Below are 24300 nucleotides of genomic sequence, written 5' to 3'. Positions count from 1 at the left end.
AGCGATGGTCGGGGCCTCACGCGTTCACTTTCCGGCGGCGTGCCCCACAGGCTCCGGCATTCGGCTGATATTCGTTCGCCCACGGGCGGGGAGCAGGGCAGAGTGCCTTTATGGGCGCAAAAGGGCTGGACGAGGACGGATTCATCGCTCGGGAGGGGGCCCTGGGCCAGGTGCCGGAGGGGTTCGTGCCTGTGGTTGACGCCGCTCGCGAGCGGATCGCCCGGGTCTTCGACAGCAGTCGGCTGCACAGCGCCTACCTCTACGGCAGCGTCCCGCGCGGCACGGCGATTCCTGCGGTCTCCGACCTCGACGTCTTGCTCGCTCTGCACGGCGAGCCCACCGGCGCCGACCGCGCCGACGCCGACGTACTCGAAGCGGCGCTCGACTCCGCCTTTGAGCAGGTCAACGGCGTCGGCATCCTCCTGTTCAGCACCCGCACGCTGCTGAGCGACCTCGAACGCCATGACCTCGGCTGGTTCGTCGCCTGCCTGTGCACCCCGCTGCTCGGCGACGACCTCGCCGACGAGCTGCCCCGCTACCGCCCCACTCCCCTGCTCGCCCGCGAGACCAACGGCGACCTGGATCTGGCCCTCCCGCACTGGCGCAAGCAGGAAGCGGCTGCCAGCACGGATGCCGGGCGCAGCACACTCAGCCGCGCGGTCGCCCGTCGCATCGTGCGGACCGGCTTCACCCTGGTCATGCCCCGCTGGGGTGGCTGGACCAGCGATCTCGCAGAATCCGCCGAGGCTTTCGGCCGCTACTACCCCCAGCGCGCCGCGCAGATGCACCTGGCCGCGACCACCGCACGCACGCCGACCGCGGACTCCGCGGTGCTCAGCGTGCTCATCGACGACCTCGGCCCGTGGCTGGCAGCCGAGTACACCGCCGTCCATGGAGAGAAAGACACCGCGGACATGAGGGCCCGTCCTACAAGCTGCTGGGGGTTGGAGCGCGGGGTATGGTCAGGATCTGGCGGCCCCGGTCAGGGGTGATCAGCTGGGCCAGTACCGGGTCGGCCAGCAGCGAGACCGGGGCGATGTGGTCCTCGTCGACCGGGCGCCACAGGCGCAGTGCGGCCAGCAGGTCGGGCCAGGCGTCGTCGCAGAGTGACGCGCGGACCGCGGCAGGGTCGGGCGACGGGCCGTGGGCGGATGGTGGGTTCCCGTACTGTGCGCGGGCGGTGGCCACGATCACGGCGGTGCCTGCGGCCGCTCTCTCGGGGGCCTGGAAGGCCGGATGGGCGGCAAGACGGTCGGCGACCGCGTGCACGGCCGCGTCGAACTCGGGTGCGCCGAAGCTCAGCCGGAAGTCCGGTGCGGCCGCCCGCTCCTCGTAGTCGGCGATGAGCGCCCGCACCGGCTCGGGGGCGAGCTCCTTGAGCCGGGGCAGCGGCCGCAGGTCGTGGGGGGCCGCGAGCTGGTCATGCCGGATCAGCAGCGGGAGCAGCTCGGCGGCGAACAGCGGGCTGAGGAGCAGGCCGTCCTTCGCCGGGCGGTACCACAGCATGTCGGCGACGTGCCCGCGCCAATCACCCAGCAGCACCTTCAGCTGCAGGCTCAGCACATCCGCCCGCTCCCGTCCGAACGCGTGGGCCTGGGCGAACACCCCCAAGGACGCGTCGACTTCGCCCGCCAGCGCCTGGTGGCGGGCGCGCTCGACCTCCGCGTCCCAGTGGTCCCGGGTGGCGCCCGGCGGCTTGCGCAGGGCGTGGAAGGACACCCACTGCCGGTGCATCAGGTCGAAGAAGGAGCTGTGGCGCTCCGGCCCGCTGTCGGACCAGGAGGCGAGCCAGTAGCCCGCCCACTCGCCGTCCTCGTCCACGTCGTCGGGATCGAGCAGCATGACCGCGGCGTCGCCGTCGAGGGACAGGCGCAGGGAGCGGGCGAGGACCTTGGCTTCGTGGACGGCGGGGTCGACCTCGTCCTCGTCGGCGGGGTCGGCCTCGTCCGCTTCGTCCTCGGCGAGGTCCTCCCAGATCTCGATCCAGTGGCGGTCGTCGGTGTTCCTGAGCCAGTCCAGTTCCGTGGTGCCGGCCAGTTGGTAGATGAAGTTGCCGGCGTCCCGCCAGCCGTTGCTGACGAGCATGAACTCCCGGAGCGAGGGCGGCAGTCGGCGGCCCAGCCGGGCCTCGGCCGCGGCGACCTCGGCCTCGCTCGCCGGTCCGTGGCCCAGCCAGACGTCCCGTACGACGTCCTGGTCCAGGGGCGGGTCCGAATCCGGGTCGTGCCCGGCTATCCACTCCGCGCTCCACTGCTCCAGAAACGTCCGCCACTCCGCGCGGTCCATCCGCCCCACCCTGTCTCTCGCCCCGGCCGTCGGTCTCCACCCCATCACAGGGGTACGACATCTGGGCCCGGTGTCAGGGCTGGTGGAGCGAGCGGTCGCACCGGGTCTCCGGTCCCGCGGCTAGGATTCTCCCTATGTCTGCTGCCCCGGTTCGTGTTCGATTCGCCCCCTCTCCGACCGGCATGTTCCATGTCGGCGGGGCCCGCTCGGCGCTCTACAACTGGGCGGTGGCGCGACAGGCCGGCGGCACCTTCGTGCTGCGGATCGAGGACACCGACGCCGCGCGCAACCAGCCGGAGTGGATCGACGGCATCGTCAACGCGCTCGCCTCCATCGGCATCAACGACTCCGACCCGGCGTTCGAGGGCCCGTACTTCCAGTCGCAGAACGCCGGGCGCCACAAGGAGGCCGGGCTGCAGCTGCTGGCCGCCGACCGCGCCTACTACTGCGACTGCACCCGCGAGCAGGTCGCCGAGCGCACCGGTTCCGCGCAACTCGGCTACGACAGCTTCTGCCGTGACCGGGGGCTGGCGTACCAGGCGGGGCGGGCGCTGCGGTTCCGCACCCCGGACGAGGGCACGACCGTGGTGGTGGACCTGGTCCGCGGTGAGCCGGCGTTCCCGAATGCGGCGATCGAGGACTTTGTGATCGCGCGCGGCGACGGTTCGCCGGTGTTCCTGATCGCCAATGTCGTCGACGACCTGGACGAGGGCATCACCCAGGTGATCCGGGGCGAGGAGCACCTGTCGAACACGCCGAAGCAGCAGTTGCTGTGGGAGGCGCTGGGCGCGACGCCGCCGGCGTGGGCACACCTGCCGGTGATCGTGAACGAGAAGCGGCAGAAGCTGTCCAAGCGCCGCGACAAGGTCGCGCTGGAGGACTACCTCGCCGAGGGCTATCTGCCCGAAGCGATGGTCAACTACCTGATGCTGCTGGGCTGGGGCCCGGGCGAGGACCGCGAGATCCGCCCCTACCCGGAGCTTGAGCAGCTGTTCGACATCAAGGACGTCAACGGCTCCTCGGCGTTCTTCGACGTGAAGAAGCTGGCCGCGTTCAACGGCGAGTACATCCGTGCCCTGGCTCCGGCAGACTTCGCCGCCGCCTGCGCGCCGTGGCTGGAGGCCCCGTACGCCGCCTGGTCGCCGGAGGCGTTCGACCAGGCGCTGTTCGACACGGTCGCGCCGCTCGCGCAGACCAGGATCACGGTCCTGTCGGAGATCACCGCCTATGTCGACTTCCTGTTCCTGGATGAGCCGGTGAACGACGAGGCCGCGTGGGCGAAGGCGATGAAGGCCGGTGCGGCCGACATTCTGCGCGACGCCCGGGTGGGGCTGGCCGACGCGGCCGACTGGCGGGCGGACGAGCTGAAGGCCGTCCTGGAGGCGGTCAGCGAGAAGCACGGCCTGAAGCTGGGCAAGGCCCAGGCTCCGATCCGGGTGGCGACCACCGGCCGCACGGTGGGCCTGCCGTTGTTCGAGTCCCTTGAGGCGCTCAGCCGCGAGCGGGTCCTGGCCCGGATCGACTCGGCGCTGGGACGCCTGGGGCTGCGGTGACGTCGAGCGCCGGCGTGGCTGCGTCACTGCCTGCGCGACGGTCCAGGCCCATGACCTGATCCAGGCCCATGGCCATGGGGCGCACCCAGACGCAGGCCACGGCCAGCGCGCCGGCTCCGGAGACACAGGTCAGCAGGTAGGCACCGTGGTAACCGGAATGCTGGGCCAGTTGTCCGGCGGCCAGCGCGGACATCCCCTGGCCGATGATGAGGCCGCTGCCGAGCAGAGCCATGGCCTCACCCATCCGCTCCAGCGGGGCGGCGTGTTCGGCGAGGGTGAACAACGCGATGAGGTGCGGGGCCACGGCGAGTCCGATGCCTGCGAGGGTGACGGTGACGCCGAGGAAGCTGCCGACGAAGAGGAGCGGAAGCAGCAGGACCGCCTGCGCGGCGATGGCGAGGCGCAGTTGGCGGGTCGGCTCCAGGGCGCTGGGGCACATCGTGATCAGCAGACCGGCGAGTGAGCTGGTCACGGCCATGGCTCCCCAGACGACCCCGGCCATTCCGGTGCTGCCGAGGTGCTCGGAGAGCGCGCTGGTGCCGGCGTTGGCGCTGCCCCAGAGCATTCCCTGGAGCAGGGCCACGGCGCAGAGCGCCACCAGTACGGGGTTCAGCAACGGTGCACGGGAGGCGGCGTGGGCGGGCGTCCCTGGTGGCGCCGTGGGGTGGAGGGCGAAGAGGGTGCCGAACACCGCGATGAGCAGCCCGGCCAGGATGAGCCCTGCCGCAGGGTGAATCAGCATCACCATCAGGCCTGCGAGGGCCGGTCCTGCCATGAAGCTCACTTCATCGACAGCAGTGTCGAAGGAGAGTGCGCGGTGGGTCAACTCCCGTGCGGCGGCGGGGTCTCTGCCGTCCGCGGGTTCCGTCAGGACAACCCATCGCGTGCGGGAGAGCGGACCGATCTGCGGCACGGTGAGGCCGACGGCAGCGGCGAGCGCGGATTGCACGATGAGCGGCATTGCCGTCAGCGCCGCCACCACGAACACGGCAATGGCCGCGGCGTTCGCGAGCGAGGCCGTCAGAATGACCGGACGATGGCCGCGACGGTCGGCATAGCGCCCGAGGAACGGCCCGCCTATGGCCTGTCCCGTCCACAGCGCGCCGGCGGCGATGGCCGCGGTGCCGATGCTGTTGAGCTCAGTCTCCATCAGCAGGGTGGCAATGGGGCATATCGCGGCAGGCAGGCGCGCCGCGAACGAGATCACCGGAAGCGCGAAACCCGCTATCTGCGTCACCGTTCGAGGGCCCGCCATGACGGCCATATGGTCTCCGCTGTCAGTCATTTCGACGACCGTAGCGGGGCCGGCTCCACCAGATCGCCGTCGATCCCGACGATCTCAGAGTGTGGACGAACTTGGAGGAGTCGATAAATCCCGAACGGTCGGGAGGGTCAATCGTCGTCGGTTCTGCTCCTATGCGTTGACAAGGCGAGCTTGCCCGGCACCGTGGCCGTGGAGAGCGGGTTCGCGGCGCTGGCGGGATCCTCGGAGCTGCGCGGTCAGGCGTTCGAGGACAACAGCGGCGGCCGGCCGCTGGAGCTCGACGCGCTCAAGGCGCGCGTCGAGCAGGCGTCCGTGTGACGGAGGGTCGGACGCGAGGTGCGGTACGCGGTGCGGCCCGCCCCGCTGGACACGACGGCGCGGTGGATGGCAGCCCTCGCGTCCGACTGGGATCGGCGGCTGGCGACGATCAAGCGTCTTGCCGAGGCCGCGGAGCGGGATTCCCGCCCAGCGGGTGGCTCCAGCGGCTGATCCGTTCGCGCAGGGACGCGGGGTCGAGGCCGTGGGCGGTGATGTGTTCGGCCATCGTGCCGTAGCGGCGCAGTTCCTCGCGTGCCACGCCCAGGCCGAGGACCCGGTGCGGCCGGTCCGCGAGCGCCTCGGCGACAAATCGGACCGACGTCCCGGCGAGGTAGGGCTCGACCAGGACGACGTCCGCCCGGTCGTGACCCTCCAGCGCGGCCCGCAGCGCGACGGAGTCGAAGGGGCGCACGGTGGTGGCGTAGAGCACGGTGGCGTCGCTGTCCTCCGCGGCGGCGAGGGCGGCGTCCAGCACCGGTCCGACCGCGATCATCACCGGCCCGTCCGAGCCGCCCTCACGCACCGTCAGGAAGTGTCCGGCGCGCACCGGCCGTGCCACGGCGTTGTGCTGCTCCGACAGTCGGAGGTAGACCAGGCCGTCGGCCGCGGTGGCGTCGCGCAGCAGCAGTTCGGCCTCGTCGGGGTGGCCGGGGACGTGGACGGTCCAGCCGTGCAGGGTGTCCAGCAGCGACACGTCGCCGGGGACATATGGGTGACTCCCCCGGCCGGCCAGTCGTACGAGCCCAGGGCGCTGACCAGGACGGCGCCGACGCCCTGGTGGCCGAGGTCCAACTTGACCTGCTCAAAGGGGCGTTCGACCAGGAACGCGCCGAAGGTGTGGACGATCGGCCGCAGCCCGGTGAGCGCCATGCCACCGGCCGCGCCGATCAGCAGTTGCTCCCGGATGCCGACGTTGACCACGCGGTCCGGATGGGCCCGCGCGGCGTCGGCGAAGCCGTCCGCGGAGATGTCGGCGATGACGACGGCCAGCCGGGGGTCCTCGTCCAGCAGGGCGGTGGCGGTCTCAATGAACTGTGCGCGCATGGCAGTTGCTCCTGGCGTGGGCGTGAGGTGGGTTTTCAGTGCTTGGGTTCGACCACGGCGACGACCGCGTGCGGCCGTCCCGGGTGCGGCGCGGTGTACGCGGCGTACAGCGCCTCGTGGTCGCGTCCGTCCACGGTGCGGGTGGACCAGCCCGCGGCACGGAACCGGGAGGCGATGCCGCCCTGCCAGCCGTGGGTGGCGGACTGGTTGTCGATCACGACCAGGTGCAGCCGGTCCAGCCCGGCCGCGCCGGCGAAGGCCAGGGCCTCGTGGTTGCTGCCCTCGTCCAATTCGGCGTCCCCGATCAGCACCCAGACCGCGGGGTCCAGCAGCCCCTGGGCGCGCAGGCCGAGGGCTGTGCCGACGGCCAGCGGCAGACCGTGTCCCAGCGAGCCGCTGCCGATCTCCACCCCCGGCAGCAGCGTCCGGTCCGGGTGGTGGCCGAGCGGCGAGTCGTACGAACCGAAGCCGGGCAGCAACTCCGCCGGCAGGAAGCCCTTGGCCGCCAGCACGGCGTAGTAGGACATCGGGCCATGCCCCTTGGACAGCAGGAACCTGTCCCGTTCCGGATCCTCGGCGGTGTCGGGGGTGACCCGCAGCACCCGGTCGTAGAGCACCCACAGCGCGTCGAGCGTGGAGTTGGCGGCCGGGCCGTGCTTCTCGGCCCCGGTCATCAGGGCGACCAGCCGGGGCAGGTCCGCCCAGCCCGCCTGCGGCTTGGTGCTTGTCGTTTCCTGGATTTTTTCCCTGGTCAGCGTCATAGGACTAGGCTGCAACTTCAAGCGGACTTGAAGTCAAGCCTTCCCCGGGAAGATCCACGAAAGCGAGTACCCGACCAGTGACGGCCCCGCTGTCCGACTACCTGACCATCGGCGAGCTCGCCGCCCGCAGCGGTCTGGCCACCTCCGCCCTGCGCTACTACGAGGAGCTCGGGCTGATCCACGCCGAGCGCACCGCCGGCGGCCAACGCCGCTACCCCCGGGCCGAGTTGCGGCGGGTGGCCTTCGTCCGGGCGGCCCAGGTGGTCGGGCTCTCGCTGGACGAGGTGGCCCGCGCGCTCGCCCCGCTCCCCGAGGGCCACGCCCCGACCGCGACCGAGTGGGCCCCGGTCGCCCGCACCTGGCAGCACCGCATCGACGGGCAGATCGCCGAGTTGCAGCGGCTGCGCCGCAAGCTCGGCGGCTGCATCGGCTGCGGCTGCCTGTCGCTGCGCACCTGCGCCCTCTACAACCCGGACGACACCGCCGCCGAACACGGGGTCGGCGCGCGCTACCTCCTCGGCGACGAGCCCCCCGACCCGCGCAGTCGCTGACCTCTGGCCAAATGCCGAGGCTCAGTCGACCAGGTCCAGCGCGACCTTGGTGATCGAGTCGGCGTCGATGCCGTGGTAGCGGTAGACGCTGTCCACGTCGCCGGACTGGCCGAACGCGGTGACGCCCAGATGGGTGGCGGGCATCCGGTGGATGCCGGCCAGGAACCCCAGCGTGTGCGGGTGCCCGTCCAGCACGGTCACCAGCGGGGTGGCGCGTTCCGCCGGGAACGCGCTGTCCAGGATCCAGTCGCTCGCGTCACCGATCCCGCGCCGGGCCTGCACCGCACGGAACAGCAGGTCGGGGCTGGTCACGCAGAGCACGTCGCAGCCGAAGCCCAGCGCGTCCAGGCGCTGCGCCGCGGCCAGCGCCTCGGGCACCAGCGCGCCCATCGCGGCGATGGTCACCACCGCCGACGGGTGCCGGCGCAGCCGGTACGCGCCGGCCACGACCTGGGCCCGGCGCCGCTCCCGCGCGGCCGGGTCGGCCGGTACGCCGGCCAGCGACTGGTCCACCGGACGGGTCGACAGCCGCAGGTACGCCGACGAGCCGTCCGGTCGGCTGAGTTCGGCGAGCGCGGCCAGCAGGGTCCACTCGACCTCGATCGCGAAGGCGGGTTCATAGGAGACGCAGCCCGGCTGTTCGAGGGTGATCGACGGGGTCTTGATCGACTGGTGCGCCCCGCCCTCGGGGGCGAGGGTCACCCCGGACGGTGTGCCGACCAGGATCGACCGGCCGCCGGCGTAGATGCCGAACGACCACGGCTCCAGGGCGCGTTCGACGAACGGGTCGTAGAGCACCCCGATCGGCAGCAGCGGCTGTCCCCACCGGCTCCAGGTCGATCCCAGCTCACCGAGCGCGCCGACCAGGTTGACCTCGGCGATGCCCAGTTCGACGTGCTGTCCCTCCGGCGTCTCGCGCCAGTGCAGCATGGTGTCGGCGTCGTCGGCGAACCAGTCCTTGCGCTCGACGGCGGCCCAGACGCCCACCTTGTTCACCCAGCCGGCCAGGTTGGTGCTGGAGCTGACGTCGGGGCTGACGGTCACGATGCGGGAGCCGACGGCCGGTGCGGCCCGGTTGATGTCCAGCAGGCCCGGCCGAGCGCGGCCTGGGTGGTGCCGGTGCCGGCCGGGGTACGGCCGAGGTCGGTGGGAACCGGCAGGTCGGACGGCTTCGGCAGGTCCGGGCGACGCAGCCGGGCGGCCACCTCGGCGCACAGCCGGTCCTCGGCCGTCCCCGGCGCGAACCGGGCCCACGGCTCGGCGGCGTCCACGCCGACGCGCTCCCGCAGCCGGGCCAGCTGGGCCTCGTTCAGCAGCGCGGAGTGGTTCTGCGGGTGCCCCTCCATGGCCAGGCCGTAGCCCTTCAGGGTGTAGGCGAAGATCACCGTGGGCCGGGTGTCGTCGATCGCCGCGAAGGTGTCGCGCAGCGCGTCCAGGTCGTGGCCGGCCAGGTTGCGGAGCGCGGCCATCAGCGCGTCGTCGTCCAACTCCGCCAGCAGCGCCCGGATCTCGTCGGCCCGCGGGGAGCCGCCCTGCGGAGAGCCGCCCGGCGCGGAGCCGCCCGGCAGCCGGTCGCGGACCTCGGCGGCGGTGTGCCGGAGCAGCCGCTGGAACTCGGGGTTGGTCATGGTGTCGATCCGCTCGCGCAGCGCCTCGCCGCCGGGGCGGGCGAAGACCTCGGTGAGCCGTCGGCCGTACTTCGCGGTGAGCACCTGCCAGCCTGCCGCCTCGAACATGGCGATCTGCCGGCTGACGCCGATGTCCGGCACCACCCGGTCCAGGGACTGGCGGTTGGCGTCGACGATCCACACCACCTCGCCGAGTCCGGCCACCATCGGGTCGAGGATCGCCTCCCAGCACGCGCCCTCGTCCAGCTCGGCGTCGCCGACCAGCGAGTACTGCCGTCCGGTCCCGGCCCCGCCGAAGTGCGAGTCGACATAACGACGGGCCAGCGCGCCCCAGATCGGTGCGGTGGCGCCGATGCCGACCGAGCCGGTGGAGTAGTCGACCGGGTCGGGGTCCTTGGAGCGGCTGGGGTAGCTCTGCAGCCCGCCGAACTCACGCAGGGTGGTGAGGTATCGCGCGTCCAGGCTGCCGAGCAGGTAGTTGATGGCGTGCAGGACCGGCGAGGCGTGCGGTTTGACCGAGACCCGGTCCTCGGGGCGCAGGTGTTCGAACCACAGCGAGGTCATGATCGACACCATGGACGCGCTGGAGGCCTGGTGGCCGCCGACCTTGATGCCGGACGGATTGGGGCGCACATGGTTGGCGTGGTCGACCATCGCGGTCGACAGCCACAGCACCCGCTGCTCCACCGAACGGAGCAGCGCGGACAATCCGGGATCGGTCCCGGGGTGGCGGGCGCGGTGGTCATGGCGGCGGCCCTCTCTGAGTGGCTGGGTGGGTGGATGGGTGGGCACGGGCCGAGGTCGACAACAGGCCGGACCCGGCGGTCCCGTCCCCGGTCAGGACGGCGTGCGTGGCCCGGGGACGACGGCGCCGGTGGCCCGGTGCGGACGCCGGCGCAGCCAGGAGTCGTGGATGTGCTGGCCATCGCCTCGACCGCGGCCGCCGTGTCGCCACGGACGATCGCGTCGTGGATCGCGTCGTGGCCGCGGTTGGACTCGGTCAGGTCGTCCGGCCCCGGCGCGCCCATGTATCGCAGACTACGGGATGCCTCCTTCTCGATCGTGTGCACGACGGCGGTGGCCAGCCGGTTTCCCGAGGCGGTCATGATCGCGTCGTGGAACGCCAGGTCGGCGGTGAGGAACAGGTCGACGTCGCCGGTGGCGGTGTGCAGCGCGTCGAGCAGACCGCCCAGCTGGGCGGTCTGGTCCGGGGTGGCCCGCCGCGCGGCCTGGCCGGCCATCCGGCCCTCCAGCGCCACCCGGATGTCGACCGCCTCGTCGAGGATCGACCGCTCCGGGTCGTGGGCCACGGTCGCGGCCAGGACCAGCGGGTTCAGCAGGTCCCATTCCACGATCGGCCGGACGATGGTGCCCCGGCCGCGCTGCGCGGTGAGCAGCCGCATCCCCTCCAGGGCCTTGACCGCCTCGCGGATCACGGTCTTGCTGACCGCGAACAGTTCGCACAGCTCGGCCTCGATGGGGAACTGCGAGCCTTCGGGGAACTCGGCCGAGACGATGCGGTCCACCATCGCCGCGGTGACCGGCTGGGACAGCCGCGCCGGCCGTCGCGGCCAACTGCCGCGGAGGTCCACCGACGGGTACGGGGCGGACCCGCCGTCCGGGGCGGTGTCGGTCATCGGGTCACTCCTTGGAGGCGCCGGACAGCATTCCCGACACCAGCGCACGCTGGGAGAACAGGAAGACGATCAGTACCGGCGCCACCGCGATCAGGGTGGTCAGCGCCAGTTCCGGCCGGTTGAAGTCGATCTGGCCGCTGCCGGCCACCGGGTTGAACGCGGGTGTCGAGGAGAGCAGTTGGTTGAGGCCGACCTGGATCGGCAGCGAGCCGTCGTTGGGCAGCATCACCAGCGGCAGGAAGTAGTTGGTCCAGTTGCCGACGAAGGAGAAGAAGCTGATCAGCGCGACGATCGGCTTGGCCAGCGGCAGGGCGATGTGCCAGAGCACGCCCCACTCCGAGCAGCCGTCGAGCCGGGCCGCCGCCAGCAGGTCGGGCGGGAGGTTGGACGAGAAGAAGATGTAGGCGAGGTAGACGCCGAACGGGAAGAAGGCGAACGGCAGGATCACCGACCAGGCCGACCCGATCTCATGGATCGCGTTCATCTCCAGGAAGAGCGGCAGGGTCAGCGCCGCCGGTGGAATGATCATCACCACCAGGGTGAGCGAGAGCAGGATCCGCCGTCCCGGCACCCGGCCGAGGGCCAGCCCGTAGCCGGCCGGGATCGCCGTGGCCAGCGTGATGACCAGGGCCGCGAAGCTGTAGAGGGCCGAGTTGCCGAGCCACGTGAAGACGATGCCGTCCTGGTAGGCGGCGACATTGTGCCAGGACCGGGCGAAGTCGTGCAGCGAGCCGAAGGCCAGCGGGTTGAGCTGGATCAGCTGGTTGTCGGTCTTGGTGGTGGCCAGCACCAGCCAGGCCAGCGGCAGCACGAAGAACAGCAGGAAGCAGGCCGCGACGATGAACCAGAGCGTGCGCGCGATCCCGTTGCGGTAGAGGGCGAAGTTCATCAGTCCTCAGTCCTCCGTGTCGAACAGGCCGGAGCGCGCCACCAGCAGGGCCGCGCAGGCCAGGCCGATGATCAGCAGGTACACCGAGATGGCGGCGGCGTCGTTGAAGTCATTGGTGTGGAAGGCGTACTGGAAGGCCAGCTGGTTCGGCGACCAGCTGTTGCCGATCAGCCCGCGGGTGCCGATGTCGGTGAGTTCGGGCTCGATGAAGATCTGGGTGCCGGCCGCGAAGGCGAGGATCAGCATGTAGGCGATCCACTTCTTCAGCAGCGGGATCTGGATGTGGATCGCCGTGTGGAACACGTTGGCGCCGTCGATCCGCGCCGCTTCCAGCAGGTCGGCGCTGATGTTGTTGAGCGCGCCGTACATGACGACGATCCAGCCGCCCGCACCGCTCCAGAAGGCGATGATCGAGAAGATGACCGGCAGGTGCGAGGGGGCGACCACGGTGGCCAGCGTCGGGTCGCCGACGGCCTTGAGGAACCAGGCCACCGGGCTGACCGTGGGGTCCAGCAGGAACATCCAGACCAGCACGCTGGCCGCGCCGGCCAGCGCCCCGGGGACGTAGAACAGGAACCGCAGGGTGGCCGAGGTGCGCGGATAGCGGCCGTGCAGCATCAGGGCCAGGCCGATGACCACCACCACCAGCACCACCAGCCAGATCACCAGGTAGAGCCCGATGTGCTCCAGCGCGCCGACGAAGCGGAAGTCGTGCACCACCTGGATGAAGTTGCCCAGGCCGACCAGCTGCCCCCGGTTGTTGGTCAGGGCCAGGTAGATCGCGTAGCCGGTCGGCACCACCCCGAAGAGCAGCAGCAGCACGGTGTACCCGCTGACCAGCAGCGCCCCGAAGCCCGTGCTGCCGGCCTGATCCTTGCCTCTGGTCATCTCAACCCACCGTGTATCCGACGGACTTGGCCTGGTTCTTGACCGCGGCGGCCCAGGGCGTCATCAGCGAGGTCATGCTCTTGCCCGCGGTGAGCCCGGGGACGACGGCGGAGGACCAGACCTGCTCCGCGCTGTAGCTGACCGAGGACCAGCCCGGCCACAGCTGCGAGGCGGCCTGGGTGAACGCGGGGGCGACGTCGTCGGCGAAGTAGCCCTCGGTCTTCTGCCCGGCCAGCCAGCTGGTGGCCGCGGTCTTGAAGGCCGGGTAGGTCGGCGCCTGCAGCTGGTAGGCGTCCGCGGTGGTCATCGCGACGATCAGGGCGGCGGACGCCTTGAGGTTGGCCGAGTGCTTGGAGACCATCCAGATGCCGCCACCGACGTCGCCGGTGTAGGTGGTGGTGTCGGCGGCCCACTTGAGCGGCGGCGCGGCGGCCATCTGCCCGGCCGGGATCTTGTACGCGTCGTTGAACAGGGCCTGGCCGTACCAGGAGGGCCCGGCCATCATCAGCACCTTCTTGGAGGTGTCCTTGACGAAGCTGTTGTCGAAGGTGCCCGCGGTGGCGATCGACTTGTCAGCGATCGAGGTGTCCAGCAGGCTGGCCATCCGGGTGCAGTTCGGACTGGTCGGGTCGATGGTCAGGGCGTTGCCGGTGACCTTGTTCATCGGGCACTGGCTCGCCGAGAAGTAGACCTCGGGCGCCCAGCCGTCGCCGACGCTGCCGATCACATAGCCGGGGTGTTCGGCGCTGACCTTCTTGCCGAGGGCCTCGTACTCCTCCCAGGTGGTCGGTACGGTGTAGCCGAACTGTTTCATCAGCTTCTGGTTGTACCAGAGCACGTTCTGCCCGAGATCGTTGCGCAGGCAGTAGGCGCTGCCGCCGAAGGTGCAGACGGCCAGCGAGTTCTCGGCGAAGCCGTCCAGGGTGGCCTTGGGCACCAGGGTGTCCAGCGGGGCGATCCAGTCGACCCCGGCCTTGACCCCCCAGGTGGTGTCGTCCGGCACCTGAGAGAAGACCACGTCGGGCCAGCCGCTGCCGGCCCGGTTGTAGAGCTCGATCTTCGTCTGCAGGTCGAGCGAGCCGTCGTCGTCGCCGCTGTAGGTGACGATCTTCATCTTCACGTCCGGGTTGGCCTTCTGATAGGCCTTCACGATCGGCAGCCGGGTGGCGTCCACCCACACCGTGATCGGCGCGGACGCGTCCTGCTTGGCGGGGGTGAACTTCGAGGGCGCCGCCGTGGCGTTGCCGGTCGGGCCGGTGGTGCTGGCACACCCGCCGAGCAGCAGGCCGCCGACGGCGACCGCGGAGAGGACCGCCGCGGCGCGGCGGGAGGATCTGCGGCCGGAGGTGCTGGAGCGTCTCATGGTCATCGTTGTCCCTGTCTCTGTCTCTACGGAGGGCATCTCTGTGGAAGGCATCTCTGTGGAAGGCATCTCGGTCGAAGGCATCAGTGGTCGCTCTCCACGTAGGGAGCGAGAACGGCGGGGTAGTCGAGCCCGAGCGGCAGTGCCATGCCCGGGTCCCTGGGTGCGTGCAGAAAGCCCTGCTTGTCGATCTCGCGCTTGGGTGCGACGTCGGTGCTGAGCACCATCGACTCGAACATCGTGGTGTTCGGGATGGCCATCGAGAGGTGTCGGCTCGGGATCTCCGAGCCGTGCACCTCGGCCCTGACCCGGAACGCGTCGGCCAGGTGGGCGGTGCGCATGGAGCCGGTGATGCCGCCGCGCAGCTGGGCGCTGGCCCGTACGCCGAAGGTGGCGGCGCCGGCCGCGATGAAGTCGGCCGAGTTCATGTGCGCGCCGTCGGAGGTCTCGGCGACCAGCAGCGGAACCCCGACCGCGCGGGCCAGGTGGCCGTAGGCGGTGACATTGAACTCGATCATCGGCTCCTCGTACCAGAGGAACCTGGCGTCGGTGAGCACCCGGCCGAGCGCGATCGCGTCGGAGAGGTCGAAGCCGGCCGAGCCGTCATACATCAGCGGCATGTCGTCGCCGAGGTGCTCGCGCAGCGCCACGCAGAGCTTGCCGTCGGCGCGGACGTCGCCCCAGGCGTGCACCTTGAACCCGTGGTAGCCCAGCTCCTGGCACTGGGTCGCCACGTCCAGGTACTCGTCGATGCTGTCGAAGGTCGCCGTCGAGGCGTAGGCGGGGATCTTCTCCCGGAAGCCGCCGAGCACCTGCCAGGTCGGCAGCCCGGAGGCGCGGCCGGCGAGGTCCCAGAGCGCGTTGTCGACCAGGCCGAGCACCGGCAGCGGGAGTTCCTCGATCCGGTCGACCTCCCACATCCGGCGCCACAGGTACTCGCGCTGGTACGGGTCCTGGCCGATCAACTCGGCCCGCAGCACCCGGTCGACGAGGTCGGTGACGGTCGGGCCCATCCCGGGGCGGGGGGCGAGCGCGACGCCCTCGACCCCCTCGTCGGTGCCGATCCGGATCACCGCGACCTGTCCGTCGGGCACACCGCCGGTCAGCCCCTTGCGCCAGCGGAACGGTGGCCGGACGCCCGGCTGGAAGACGCTGTACGTCTCGACATGGGTGATGCGCACGCGATGACCCTTCGTGGGAGGGCAAGGACTGGCTGGAAGTTGGGCCAACCTAATTCATCACATGTATCTTGGCAAGAGGCTTAACTACTGGAGAGATCAAGACGTGACGTGCCGTCACTGCGCCCTAGTTTTGGGCTAAATGCCTGGTTATGATGCCTGCTCCCAGGGGTCGCCGACAGCACTGGGAGCAGGGCGGTCTGCCCTGCTCCCAGCTTGATATGACGAATAACGTTCAGAGCAGCTCAGCGGCTGCGCAAAGGCCGCCCGGCGGGGTCAGCGACCCGCGCGCCCGGCGTCGCCGCGCCCGCTCTCCCGGGCCTCCCGGGCCAGCCCGGACGGGCGGCGGCGCTCCCAGGAGAGGGTGATGTGCCGCGCCATGGCGGTGTTCGCCCGTTCCGCGTCGCCCTTGAGGATCGCGGCCAGGATCTCGTCGTGCCCCTCGTTGGACACCAGCAGGTCCTCGACGGTCGGCTCGCCGATGTAGCGGGGGCTGCGGTTCGCCTCGTCGGTCAGGTTGCGGATCACCGCCTGGGCCAGCCGGTTGCCCGAGGCCACCATGATCGCCTTGTGGAACGCGACATCGGTGATCAGGAACAGGTCCTGGCTCTCGGTGGTCCGGTGCAGGATGTCGACCAGGCTGGTCAGGTGCGACCGGGTCTCGTCGGTCGCCCGCAGCGCGGTCCTGGCCGCCATCTTGCCCTCCAGGGCGGCCCGGACGTCCACCAGTTCGCTCAGTATCGACAGTTCGGCGTCGTGCCGGACGCTGGCGGCGAGCAGCACGGGGTCGAGCAGGTTCCAGTCCTCGATCGGCCGGACCGAGGTGCCCTGGCCCTGGCGCACGGTGAGCAGGCCCATCGCCTCCACCGCCTTGACCGCCTCGCGCAGCACGGTCCGGCTCACCCCGTAGCGGGCGGACAGCTCGGGCTCGATCGGCAGGGTCTGGCCCTGGGCGAGCGCGCCGGAGACCACCTCGTCCACCAGGCTCTCGATCACACGGGCCGACATCCGCCCCTGCGGGCCGCCCGAGGCAGCCTTGACCTCGGAGATCCGACCCCGTGCTGCTTGCGCCATCGTCCTGCTCCCCAGCTGCCATATGTCTACAGATCCAGGGTAGCGGCTCATATTCATATGATGCTTCGCATACTGATGCCCACTGAAGGCCACTAGGTTTCTGCAGATTGCACGACTTCGAGGGCTAGGCAAGACGAGCTGCCTATGGTTCCATATCCGCAAACATCACATGTTTGTGACACTGGGAGTCCACGATGCGACCCTCGATCTTGTCCGTCCGCCGACGCCGCCGCTCCGGCCCGCGCCGCGCACTGAGTGTGTTCGTCACCTCCACGCTGCTGACCACCAGTTGCGTGGCGCTCTCGCTCTCGGCCGCCGCTCCCGCGTCGGCCGACACCGGGACCACCGCGTGGTCCTCCTCCGGCTTCTCCGTCGACAAGCCGAACGTGGTGGAGCGCTCCGACATCGTGCTGGGCTCGCCCAACACCGATCCGCACAGCGCCATGGGCCTCGGCAACGGCTCGGTGGGCGCCGCGGTATGGGCGGCCGGCGGGTTCACCGCCCAGCTCAACCGGGACGACACCTTCCCGGACCGCAAGTCACCGGGACAGGTCACCATCCCCGGCCTGGCCGCGATCACCGGCGCCGCCGACTTCCACGCCCGGCTCGACCTCTACACCGGCACCCTGGTCGAGACCGGCGGCGGGATGACCGCCTCGATCTACATCCGCGCGGACAAGGACGAGCTGGTCGTCGACGTCACCGGCGCCGACCCCAACGCCACCCAGACCGTCACCGGAGCCCTCTGGACCGGACGCAGCCCCACCGCCGCCGTCTCCGGGAAGACCGGCACGCTCGCCGAGACCTGGCTCGACAACGGAAGCGGCGGCACCGGCAACACCTTCGGTTCGCTGCTCGCGGTGACCGCGGCCGGCACCAATGTCACCGCCACCAAGGTCGCCGGCAAGAGCGTCAAACTGAGCTTCACCCCGCACGCCGACGGCTCGTTCCGGGTCCTGATCGGCGCCCCGACCTGGACCGGCGGCACCGCGTCCAGCACCGCGTCCCCGCTGTTCGGCAGCGACGCCACGGCCACCTCGGCGGCGCTGGCCGCGCCGCAGCTCGCCTGGTGGCAGAACTACTGGAACACCGCCGACCTGATGGAGATCACCTCCGCGGACGGCTCCGGGGAGTACGCGGAGAACCTGCGCACCCTCTACCTCTACGAAGAGGCGAGCCTGGTGCGCGGCGTCTACCCGGGCACCCAGGCCGGCCTCGCCGACCTGTTCTCCTGGGACCAGGACAACCAGCTGTGGGTGCCCTCCGACTACTGGTTCTGGAACCAGCGGATGCAGATCGCGGCCAACCTCAGCTCCGGCGAGAGCGCGCTCAACACCAGCTACTTCAACCTCTACACCAACAACATCGCCAATCTGCAGGCCTGGACCGCGGCCCACATGCCCGGCAAGTCCGGCATCTGCGTCCCCGAGACCATGCGGTTCAACGGCAACGGCGCCTTCGGCGACGACGCCGGCAACGCCTCCTGCGACAGCACGATCGACCCGAGCTACAACTCGCTCACCGTCACCACCGGCTCCGAGGTGGCGCTGTGGATCTGGCAGCAGTACCAGGTCACCCACAACACCGCTTTCCTGCAGGCGGGTTACCCGCTGATGAAGGCCGCCGCCCAGTTCCTGCTGTCGTACGCGACGCTGGGCAGTGACGGCAAGCTGCACACCACGGCCAACGCGCACGAGACGCAGTGGGACGTCACCGACCCGATCACCGACATCTCGGCGATGAAGGCGGTGTGGCCGATGACGGTCAGCGCCGCGCAGGCCCTGAATGTCGACTCCGGTTTCGTCAGCCAGCTGACCACGGCCGAGACCCAGATCCCGGACTTCCCGCGGACCGACCAGGCCACCCACACCAAGGTGCTGACGGCCAGCTCGGACGCGGCGGGCAAGGACGTGCTCGCCTACTCGACCCAGCCGGCCGCCGACCAGCAGAACGACGAGAACCCGGACCTCGAAGCGGTCTACCCCTACGGCCTCATCGGCGACTCCGGCAGCAACCTGGCCCTGGCCAACCGCACCTGGACCTCCCGCGAGCACCCCGACCGGGGCGACTACGCCTTCGACGGGCTGCAGGCGGCCCGGCTCGGCCGGCCCGCGGACGTCAAGCAGTCCCTGCTCGACAACATCGAGTACACCCAGATGTACGCCAACGGCCTGGCCGACCTGGACGGCGGGATCAACCCCGAGCCGTACATCGAACAGGGCGGGATGATCGCCGCCACCCTCAACGAGGGCCTGGTGCAGGACTACGACGGCCTGATCCGGATCGCCCCGGCCTGGCCGGCCGGCTGGGACGTCAGCGGCTCCGTCGCGGTCCAGCAGAACAGCACGGTCGACGTCCAGGTGCACGGCGGGGTCACCTCCACCGTCGTCCTGGAGGCCGGCGGCACCGCCGCCATGAAGCTGCGCACGCCCTGGCCGGGGCAGTCGGTGACGGTGGTCGACGCGACCAGCCAGACCACCGCGGTGGCCGCGACCACGGCGAGCACCCTCACCATCAACGCCACCAGCGGGCACACGTACCTGGTCGAGCTGGCCGGCTCCCCGTTCACCGCACTGCCGTTCGCCCCGGTCACCGGCAGCCCGGCGACGGTGGACAAGCACCTCGGCTCACGGCAGATCGGCACCGACGGGACGTCGCAGACCGTGGCGTCCTCGTTCAACAACGTCGGGGTGACCGACGACTCCAGCACCGACGCCGGCAACTTCGACGGCGGCGGGTCCAGCTTCTCCCAGCAGGCGCTGGCGACGGCGGGGCTGACCGCGGGCGCCACCATCACCCACGGCGGGGTCCATCTGACCTGGCCCGGCACGGCCGGGGCGGGCCAGCCCGACAACATCGTCGCCTCGGGCCAGACCATCAGTCTGACCGGCACCGGCTCGACCCTCGGGTTCCTCGCCGCGACCAGTTACGGCAACTCCAGCGGTGACGGCACCCTCACCTACACCGACGGCAGCACCCAGGACTTCACCCTCTCCACGCCCGACTGGTGGGGACCGCCCGGGAGCACCGCCGTCATCGCCCATCCCGGCTACCTCAACCAGCCGGGCAACACCACCGACGGCGACAGCACCTATGTCTACTACCTGGGCGTGCCGCTGACCGCGGGCAAGACACTGCAGTCGGTGACCCTGCCCAACATCAGCCCCGACGTGGAACAGGGCACCGCGGCGCTGCACATCTTCGCCATCTCCGCCTCGTAGCGGCCCGGCAGGCCGGCGGGCCTGCCGTCGCTGGGAAACGGAAGAACCCCCTGCCCGGGTGCTGACCACCCATACCCGGGAGGGGGTTCACGACCGTTCACGACCGTGAAGGTCGGGGGGAGGGGGAGCGCAGCCACGGGGGACCGGCGCGCTCCCCCTGCCGACGGAGCCCCACAACCGTCGCCGCGTCGGGGGGAGAGCGCGGCGGTCGGTCCCACAGCGGGGGCTCCGGTCCGTGTACCGGGCGGTCCCTGCCAGTCCCGCTCGGTACGTTCTCCACTCTGCTGCACTTCCCCGGCCCGCGCACCCGGCGAGAGTCCCCTTCCGGGGGGACCTTGGTCCTTTCGGGTTCACGGGGGCCTTACCCCGGGGATCACCTCACGGGGATCACATCCCGGGGGCAAGCGGGGATCTGCCGGTCGCCGACCGGTCGGGCAGCGCTAGGCTTCGGCCATTGGAGTGGGGCGCGGAGCGGGGCGCGGGGAGGCGGGCGGGGTCATGGGGCAGGCGAAGAAGATCGCGATGTATCTGCTGGTCATCTTTGTGCTATATACGATCATCACGGCGCCGGTGCGCGCGGCCGATCTGGTGCAGGTCGGGTTCACCGGCATCTCCACCGCCGCCAAGTCCGTGGGAACCTTCATGAGCAGCCTGGTGAAGTAGCTCCCGGGCGGCCCGAACCCCTCACGAGGAGCTCCACCGATGATCCGCCACCTGGTTCTTTTCAAGCTCAACGACGGTGTCAGCAAGGACGACCCGCGGGTCGCGGCCGGCGCCGCGGCCTTCGAGGCGCTCGGCAAGCAGATCGACCTGCTGCGTGAGTGGGAGTGCGGCTGGAACGTCACCGTGCGGGACATCGCCTACGACTATGCGATCAACAGCCTGGTGGACGACGCCGAGGCGCTGCAGGGCTATCTGACGCACCCCGCGCACCAGGCCGGGGTGGCGCTCTGGCGCGAGTTCGCGACCTGGGTGATCGCCGACGTCGAGGTCTGAGCGACCCGGCGTCCGTCGGCGGCAGGCAGGTCCGCCGCCGGCAGCAGGGGCGTCCCCCGCAGACCGGCGGGTGGAATCCGCGCCGCCGGGCCGCAGGGGGACCGGATGGCGGCGCGGATTCACTCGCCAGCACAGCCCCGATCAACACACCTATATGTGGTGCTTGCCCTAATAGCATCTCACTTGTGATGCTATGACCGGTTTGCCAGATGGTGGACTGGGGCAAACGTTGCGCCTCACGGGAGCTCGCGAGGGGTGGCGTGGCGGTGCAGACACAGGGGAGCGCAAAGGACGAGGGTGACGCACCCGCGGCCCCCGTGCCCGTCCCGGAGCAGGCCGCGGAGGCGCCCGCGGCGCCGGTCGCCGAGCCGATCCCCACCGACTCCGGCCGGGTCGACGTCCGCACCCTGACCAAGGTGCTGTTCGAGCGGATGTCCGAACTCACCCCCGGCTCCCCCGAGCACGAGCACGTCCGGGTCGCGCTGATCGAGGTGAACCTCCCGCTGGTCCGCTACGCCGCCGCCCGCTTCCGCGGCCGCAGCGAGCCGATGGAGGACGTGGTCCAGGTCGGCACCATCGGGCTGATCAACGCCATCGACCGGTTCGACCCGACCAGGGGCGTGCAGTTCCCCACCTACGCGCTGCCGACGATCATGGGCGAGATCAAGCGCTACTTCCGCGACAACGTCCGCACCATGCATGTGCCGCGGCGGCTGCAGGAGTTGTGGGTGCAGGTCAGCGCGGCGATGGAGGACCTGACGGTCGCTCACGGCCGGATGCCGAAGATCCCGGAGATCGCCGCCAACCTGCGGATCCCGGAGGAGGACGTCCGGGCCTGCCTGGACGCCGGCCGGGCCTACAACGCGGCCTCGCTGGAGGCGACCCAGGAGAACGAGGGCGGGCTGGCGCTGCTGGACCGGCTCGGCTACGAGGACTCCGCCCTCACCCATGTGGAGCACAGGGACATGGTCAGACATCTGCTGGTGCAGCTGCCCGACCGGGAGCGACAGATTGTGATGCTGCGCTTCTTCGGCAATCTGACGCAGTCCCAGATCAGCACCGAGCTGGGAATGTCACAGATGCACGTATCCCGTTTGCTGGCACGGATCTTCGCCCGGCTGCGCAGCGGCAACACCTGGGACAGCTGACCTCGGACGTCGCTGGAGCCCGCCGCCCACTTCGTGACAATCCGTCACAATACCTCCTCCGCCCCGCATTGCAGCGCGTTACCATCGCGTGACGTCTGGTCGTGTTGGGGTTTGCGGGGGATCCTGAGCCGGTATCCCAGTGGAGGTACATCGAGTCGTCGCCTTGTCGACTCGGGCAGCGGTGGCTTTGTCGACATGAGGGGGTAGCGTGTCCGTAGAACTGGGCAGCCCTGAGATTCTCTCCAACACTGCGGTCCTCCCCGCCCCGCGGGCGGCCCTGACCGAGCCTGCCGAGCCCGACGTCGTGGCCGAGGCCCTGGCGGCCGAAACCTTCGTGGCCGACACCCTCGTGGCCGAGGCGGCGGAGGCGGCCGAGGTGGTCGTGGCCGAGGTCGTCGCCGAGGTGGTCGAGCGCGAGGGACTCGACACCCGCGCCCTCTCCCGCAGCCTGTTCAAGCGTTTTGCGACGCTCACCCCCGAGGACCGGGACCACCCCTACGTCCGGGACACCCTGATCGAGCTGAACCTCCCGCTCGTCCGCTACGCCGCGGCCCGCTTCCGCAGCCGCAACGAGCCGATGGAGGACATCATCCAGGTCGGTACGATCGGCCTGATCAAGGCGATCGACCGGTTCGACAACGAGCGCGGCGTCGAGTTCCCGACCTTCGCGATGCCGACCATCATCGGCGAGATCAAGCGCTTCTTCCGGGACACCAGCTGGTCGGTGCGGGTCCCGCGCCGGCTCCAGGAGCTGCGGCTCTCGCTGACCCGGGCCGGGGACGAGCTGGCGCAGAAGCTGGACCGCTCCCCCACCGTAGCCGAGCTCGCCGCCTGCCTCGGCGTCACCGAGGAGGACGTGGTCGAGGGCCTCGCCGTCGGCAACGCCTACACCGCCAGCTCGCTGGACACCGCGCCCACCGACGAGGACGGCGACGGCCCGCTGGCCGAGCGCCTCGGCTACGAGGACGCGGCGATGGAGGGGGTCGAGTACCGCGAGTCGCTGAAGCCGCTGCTGGCCCGGCTGCCCGCCCGCGAGCGGCGGATCATCATGCTGCGCTTCTTCGGCAATATGACGCAGTCGCAGATCGGCGAGGAGATCGGCATCTCGCAGATGCACGTCTCCCGCCTGCTCACCCGCACCCTGGCCACCCTGCGGGAAGGCCTCATCACGGAGGGGTGACCTGCGGAGTGCAGACGACGCTGCGGCGGAGGAGACGGGTGGGCGGGCCTCGGGGGCCTGCCCACCGGCCCCGCCCGGCCACCGCCGCCGCAGGCTCAGCCTCAGCCTCAGTCGGCGAGCAGGTTCTTGCGGAGGGCGGCCAGGGTGGCCTGGTCCAGGCCCAGGCCGTCGGTGAGGAAGGCGTCGAAGGTCGGCCAACCCGCGGCCACCGCCGCGAACGCGGCGTCCAGGTAGGCGGCCTCGGCGCGGATGACCGGCATCATCAGGCTGGGGTCGTCCATGACGGTGTTGCTCCGGAACACCTCCATGATCCGGTCGATCAGCGCGGCCGAGCGCGCGTTGGTGAGCAGGTAGTCCTGGTAGACGGTGGCGCGGTCCACCCCCAGCGCGGTGAGCACGATCGCCGCGGTCCAGCCGGTGCGGTCCTTGCCGGCCGTGCAGTGGAACAGCAGCGGCGTCCCGTCCGGGTCGGCCAGCATCCGTACCGCCTCGGCGAAGAGCCCGCGGATGGACGGGTCGGTGACGAACCAGGCGTACATCTCGGACATGATCCGCTCGGCCCCGCCGTCGCCGAGCATGGCCCGCTGGGCCGCGGCGTCCTGGCTCGCCAGGACGTCCCGCAGCGAGAGGTAGATGTCGTGCTCGGGCGAGTACACCGGCAGGTGCACCAGCCGGACCGAGCCGTCCTCGGGCAGCAGGTCGGCGCCGTTCTCACGGACCTCGTTCATCCCGCGCAGGTCGACCACGGCGCGGACGCCGAGCCCGGCCAGGACCGCCCGGTCGGCGTCGTTGAGCCGGTTCAGTGCGTCGCCGCGCAGAGCCACCCCGGCGCGGACGGTACGGCCGTCAGCGGTTCGGTATCCGCCCAGGTCACGGGCGTTGGCGGCGGTATGGAGGCCGAGGCTGCGGGCGGCTGCGGTCTGCGGATCGGTCACGGCGGTTCTCTCCCCTGGGGTGATGGAGGCGTCAGCACCCTCCCGGGCGCGGGCAGCACTCTGCCGACCGCCGCAAACGGGGCGACGGCCGGCAGCACAGCGCTGAAGCGGACGGGCGGCTGTGGTGGGTTACTTCATCGCCAAATAGACGACACCCACGACGACGATCAGCGCGATGATCACGCCGACCGTGATGAGGCCGGTACGGCTGTTCCCGCTGACGGCGGTGGCGGGCTGGGGCTGCGGTTCGTCGACGAAGGCCTTGAACATCTGGGTGCTCGCGGACGGGTCCTCGACGGGGCGGTTCTGGTAGTCGGACATGGGACGTGACTCTAGCCAATCCGGATGAACACCGGTCAACCGCCCGGGTAGCGAACCTGTACCAA

The 24300-nt window shown here is 70.6% G+C and carries 22 protein-coding genes and 1 pseudogene; 9 read left to right on the top strand and 14 right to left on the bottom strand.

Annotated elements, in window-relative coordinates; all coding sequences use genetic code 11:
- The first annotated feature begins 110 nt into the window (after positions 1 to 110).
- Complete coding sequence (locus tag ACXKR8_RS27230) at positions 111 to 992, top strand: nucleotidyltransferase (RefSeq protein ID WP_458267214.1); 882 nt, start codon at positions 111 to 113, stop codon at positions 990 to 992.
- Here ACXKR8_RS27230 and ACXKR8_RS27225 read toward each other — a convergent pair.
- On the bottom strand, positions 928 to 2286 hold the full coding sequence (locus ACXKR8_RS27225) for an SMI1/KNR4 family protein (RefSeq protein WP_458267213.1): 1359 nt from the start codon (positions 2284 to 2286) through the stop codon (positions 928 to 930). The two genes, ACXKR8_RS27230 and ACXKR8_RS27225, sit on opposite strands and share 65 nt — an antisense overlap.
- A 182-nt stretch (positions 2287 to 2468) precedes the next feature.
- Here ACXKR8_RS27225 and gltX point away from each other — a divergent pair, with 182 nt between their 5' ends.
- Positions 2469 to 3839, top strand: coding sequence for a glutamate--tRNA ligase (gltX, locus tag ACXKR8_RS27220; protein WP_458275090.1), 1371 nt, complete (start codon positions 2469 to 2471; stop codon positions 3837 to 3839).
- Here the strand turns inward: gltX and ACXKR8_RS27215 are convergent.
- On the bottom strand, positions 3778 to 5094 hold the full coding sequence (locus ACXKR8_RS27215; protein WP_458275089.1) for an MFS transporter: 1317 nt from the start codon (positions 5092 to 5094) through the stop codon (positions 3778 to 3780). The genes gltX and ACXKR8_RS27215 overlap by 62 nt on opposite strands.
- A gap of 180 nt (positions 5095 to 5274) precedes the next feature.
- Between ACXKR8_RS27215 and ACXKR8_RS27210 the strand changes: the two genes are divergently transcribed.
- On the top strand, positions 5275 to 5421 hold the full coding sequence (locus ACXKR8_RS27210) for an SRPBCC family protein (RefSeq protein ID WP_458267212.1): 147 nt from the start codon (positions 5275 to 5277) through the stop codon (positions 5419 to 5421).
- A 109-nt stretch (positions 5422 to 5530) separates the two neighbouring features.
- Here the strand turns inward: ACXKR8_RS27210 and ACXKR8_RS27205 are convergent.
- A pseudogene (locus tag ACXKR8_RS27205) lies at positions 5531 to 6465 on the bottom strand (transketolase family protein).
- 35 nt (positions 6466 to 6500) lie between these two features.
- Positions 6501 to 7226 (bottom strand): transketolase, encoded by a 726-nt coding sequence (locus ACXKR8_RS27200; RefSeq protein ID WP_458267210.1) that lies wholly within the window; start codon positions 7224 to 7226, stop codon positions 6501 to 6503.
- 77 nt (positions 7227 to 7303) lie between these two features.
- Here ACXKR8_RS27200 and soxR point away from each other — a divergent pair, with 77 nt between their 5' ends.
- Entirely contained in the window at positions 7304 to 7777 is a 474-nt protein-coding gene (gene soxR, locus ACXKR8_RS27195) for a redox-sensitive transcriptional activator SoxR (protein WP_458267209.1), read from the top strand.
- A 21-nt stretch (positions 7778 to 7798) separates the two neighbouring features.
- On the opposite strand, the gene ACXKR8_RS27190 is transcribed toward soxR, so the two are convergent.
- From ACXKR8_RS27190 to ACXKR8_RS27155, 8 genes are all read right to left on the bottom strand, one after another.
- Positions 7799 to 8821 carry a transketolase-like TK C-terminal-containing protein gene (locus ACXKR8_RS27190; RefSeq protein ID WP_462099874.1) on the bottom strand — a complete coding sequence of 341 codons (1023 nt, stop codon included), beginning with the start codon at positions 8819 to 8821 and terminating at the stop codon, positions 7799 to 7801.
- The gene (locus ACXKR8_RS27185; protein WP_462100701.1) at positions 8818 to 9969 is read right to left on the bottom strand and encodes a thiamine pyrophosphate-dependent enzyme; all 1152 of its coding nucleotides are present in this window, start codon (positions 9967 to 9969) and stop codon (positions 8818 to 8820) included. The genes ACXKR8_RS27190 and ACXKR8_RS27185 overlap by 4 nt, the downstream gene beginning before the upstream one ends.
- Positions 9966 to 11042: a FadR/GntR family transcriptional regulator gene (locus ACXKR8_RS27180; protein ID WP_462099873.1), complete on the bottom strand. Its 1077-nt coding sequence runs from the start codon at positions 11040 to 11042 to the stop codon at positions 9966 to 9968. The genes ACXKR8_RS27185 and ACXKR8_RS27180 overlap by 4 nt, the downstream gene beginning before the upstream one ends.
- Positions 11043 to 11046: 4 nt before the next feature.
- Positions 11047 to 11931: a carbohydrate ABC transporter permease gene (locus ACXKR8_RS27175; protein ID WP_458267206.1), complete on the bottom strand. Its 885-nt coding sequence runs from the start codon at positions 11929 to 11931 to the stop codon at positions 11047 to 11049.
- 6 nt (positions 11932 to 11937) lie between these two features.
- Positions 11938 to 12819, bottom strand: a complete 882-nt coding sequence (locus ACXKR8_RS27170; protein ID WP_458267205.1) for a carbohydrate ABC transporter permease — start codon at positions 12817 to 12819, stop codon at positions 11938 to 11940.
- A 1-nt stretch (position 12820) separates the two neighbouring features.
- A complete protein-coding gene (locus tag ACXKR8_RS27165) occupies positions 12821 to 14182 on the bottom strand; it encodes an ABC transporter substrate-binding protein (protein WP_458267204.1) in 1362 nt (453 codons plus the stop codon).
- Positions 14183 to 14265: 83 nt separating this feature from the next.
- Entirely contained in the window at positions 14266 to 15363 is a 1098-nt protein-coding gene (locus ACXKR8_RS27160) for an enolase C-terminal domain-like protein (RefSeq protein WP_458267203.1), read from the bottom strand.
- A gap of 273 nt (positions 15364 to 15636) precedes the next feature.
- On the bottom strand, positions 15637 to 16434 hold the full coding sequence (locus ACXKR8_RS27155) for a FadR/GntR family transcriptional regulator (protein WP_458267202.1): 798 nt from the start codon (positions 16432 to 16434) through the stop codon (positions 15637 to 15639).
- Between the two features lie 194 nt (positions 16435 to 16628).
- On the opposite strand from ACXKR8_RS27155, the gene ACXKR8_RS27150 reads away from it, so the two are divergent.
- From ACXKR8_RS27150 to ACXKR8_RS27130, 5 genes are all read left to right on the top strand, one after another.
- Positions 16629 to 19655, top strand: a complete 3027-nt coding sequence (locus ACXKR8_RS27150) for a glycosyl hydrolase family 95 catalytic domain-containing protein (protein WP_458267201.1) — start codon at positions 16629 to 16631, stop codon at positions 19653 to 19655.
- 498 nt (positions 19656 to 20153) lie between these two features.
- Positions 20154 to 20318: a hypothetical protein gene (locus tag ACXKR8_RS27145; RefSeq protein ID WP_458267200.1), complete on the top strand. Its 165-nt coding sequence runs from the start codon at positions 20154 to 20156 to the stop codon at positions 20316 to 20318.
- Positions 20319 to 20357: 39 nt separating this feature from the next.
- Positions 20358 to 20651 carry a Dabb family protein gene (locus ACXKR8_RS27140; protein WP_458267199.1) on the top strand — a complete coding sequence of 98 codons (294 nt, stop codon included), beginning with the start codon at positions 20358 to 20360 and terminating at the stop codon, positions 20649 to 20651.
- A 260-nt stretch (positions 20652 to 20911) separates the two neighbouring features.
- Positions 20912 to 21799, top strand: coding sequence for an RNA polymerase sigma factor SigF (locus ACXKR8_RS27135; protein WP_458267198.1), 888 nt, complete (start codon positions 20912 to 20914; stop codon positions 21797 to 21799).
- A 208-nt stretch (positions 21800 to 22007) separates the two neighbouring features.
- On the top strand, positions 22008 to 22979 hold the full coding sequence (locus ACXKR8_RS27130; protein WP_458267197.1) for an RNA polymerase sigma factor SigF: 972 nt from the start codon (positions 22008 to 22010) through the stop codon (positions 22977 to 22979).
- A gap of 107 nt (positions 22980 to 23086) precedes the next feature.
- Here ACXKR8_RS27130 and ACXKR8_RS27125 read toward each other — a convergent pair whose 3' ends face one another.
- Both ACXKR8_RS27125 and ACXKR8_RS27120 read right to left on the bottom strand, forming a co-directional pair.
- Positions 23087 to 23914, bottom strand: coding sequence for a tyrosine-protein phosphatase (locus ACXKR8_RS27125; protein WP_458267196.1), 828 nt, complete (start codon positions 23912 to 23914; stop codon positions 23087 to 23089).
- A gap of 129 nt (positions 23915 to 24043) precedes the next feature.
- Positions 24044 to 24235, bottom strand: coding sequence for a hypothetical protein (locus ACXKR8_RS27120; protein WP_458267195.1), 192 nt, complete (start codon positions 24233 to 24235; stop codon positions 24044 to 24046).
- Between the last annotated feature and the right edge of the window lie 65 nt (positions 24236 to 24300).

It is taken from the genome of Streptacidiphilus sp. PAMC 29251 (genome assembly GCF_054208735.2).
The sequence above is the reverse complement of the archived record's forward strand: the minus strand, read 5'-3'. Positions and strand labels throughout refer to the sequence as shown.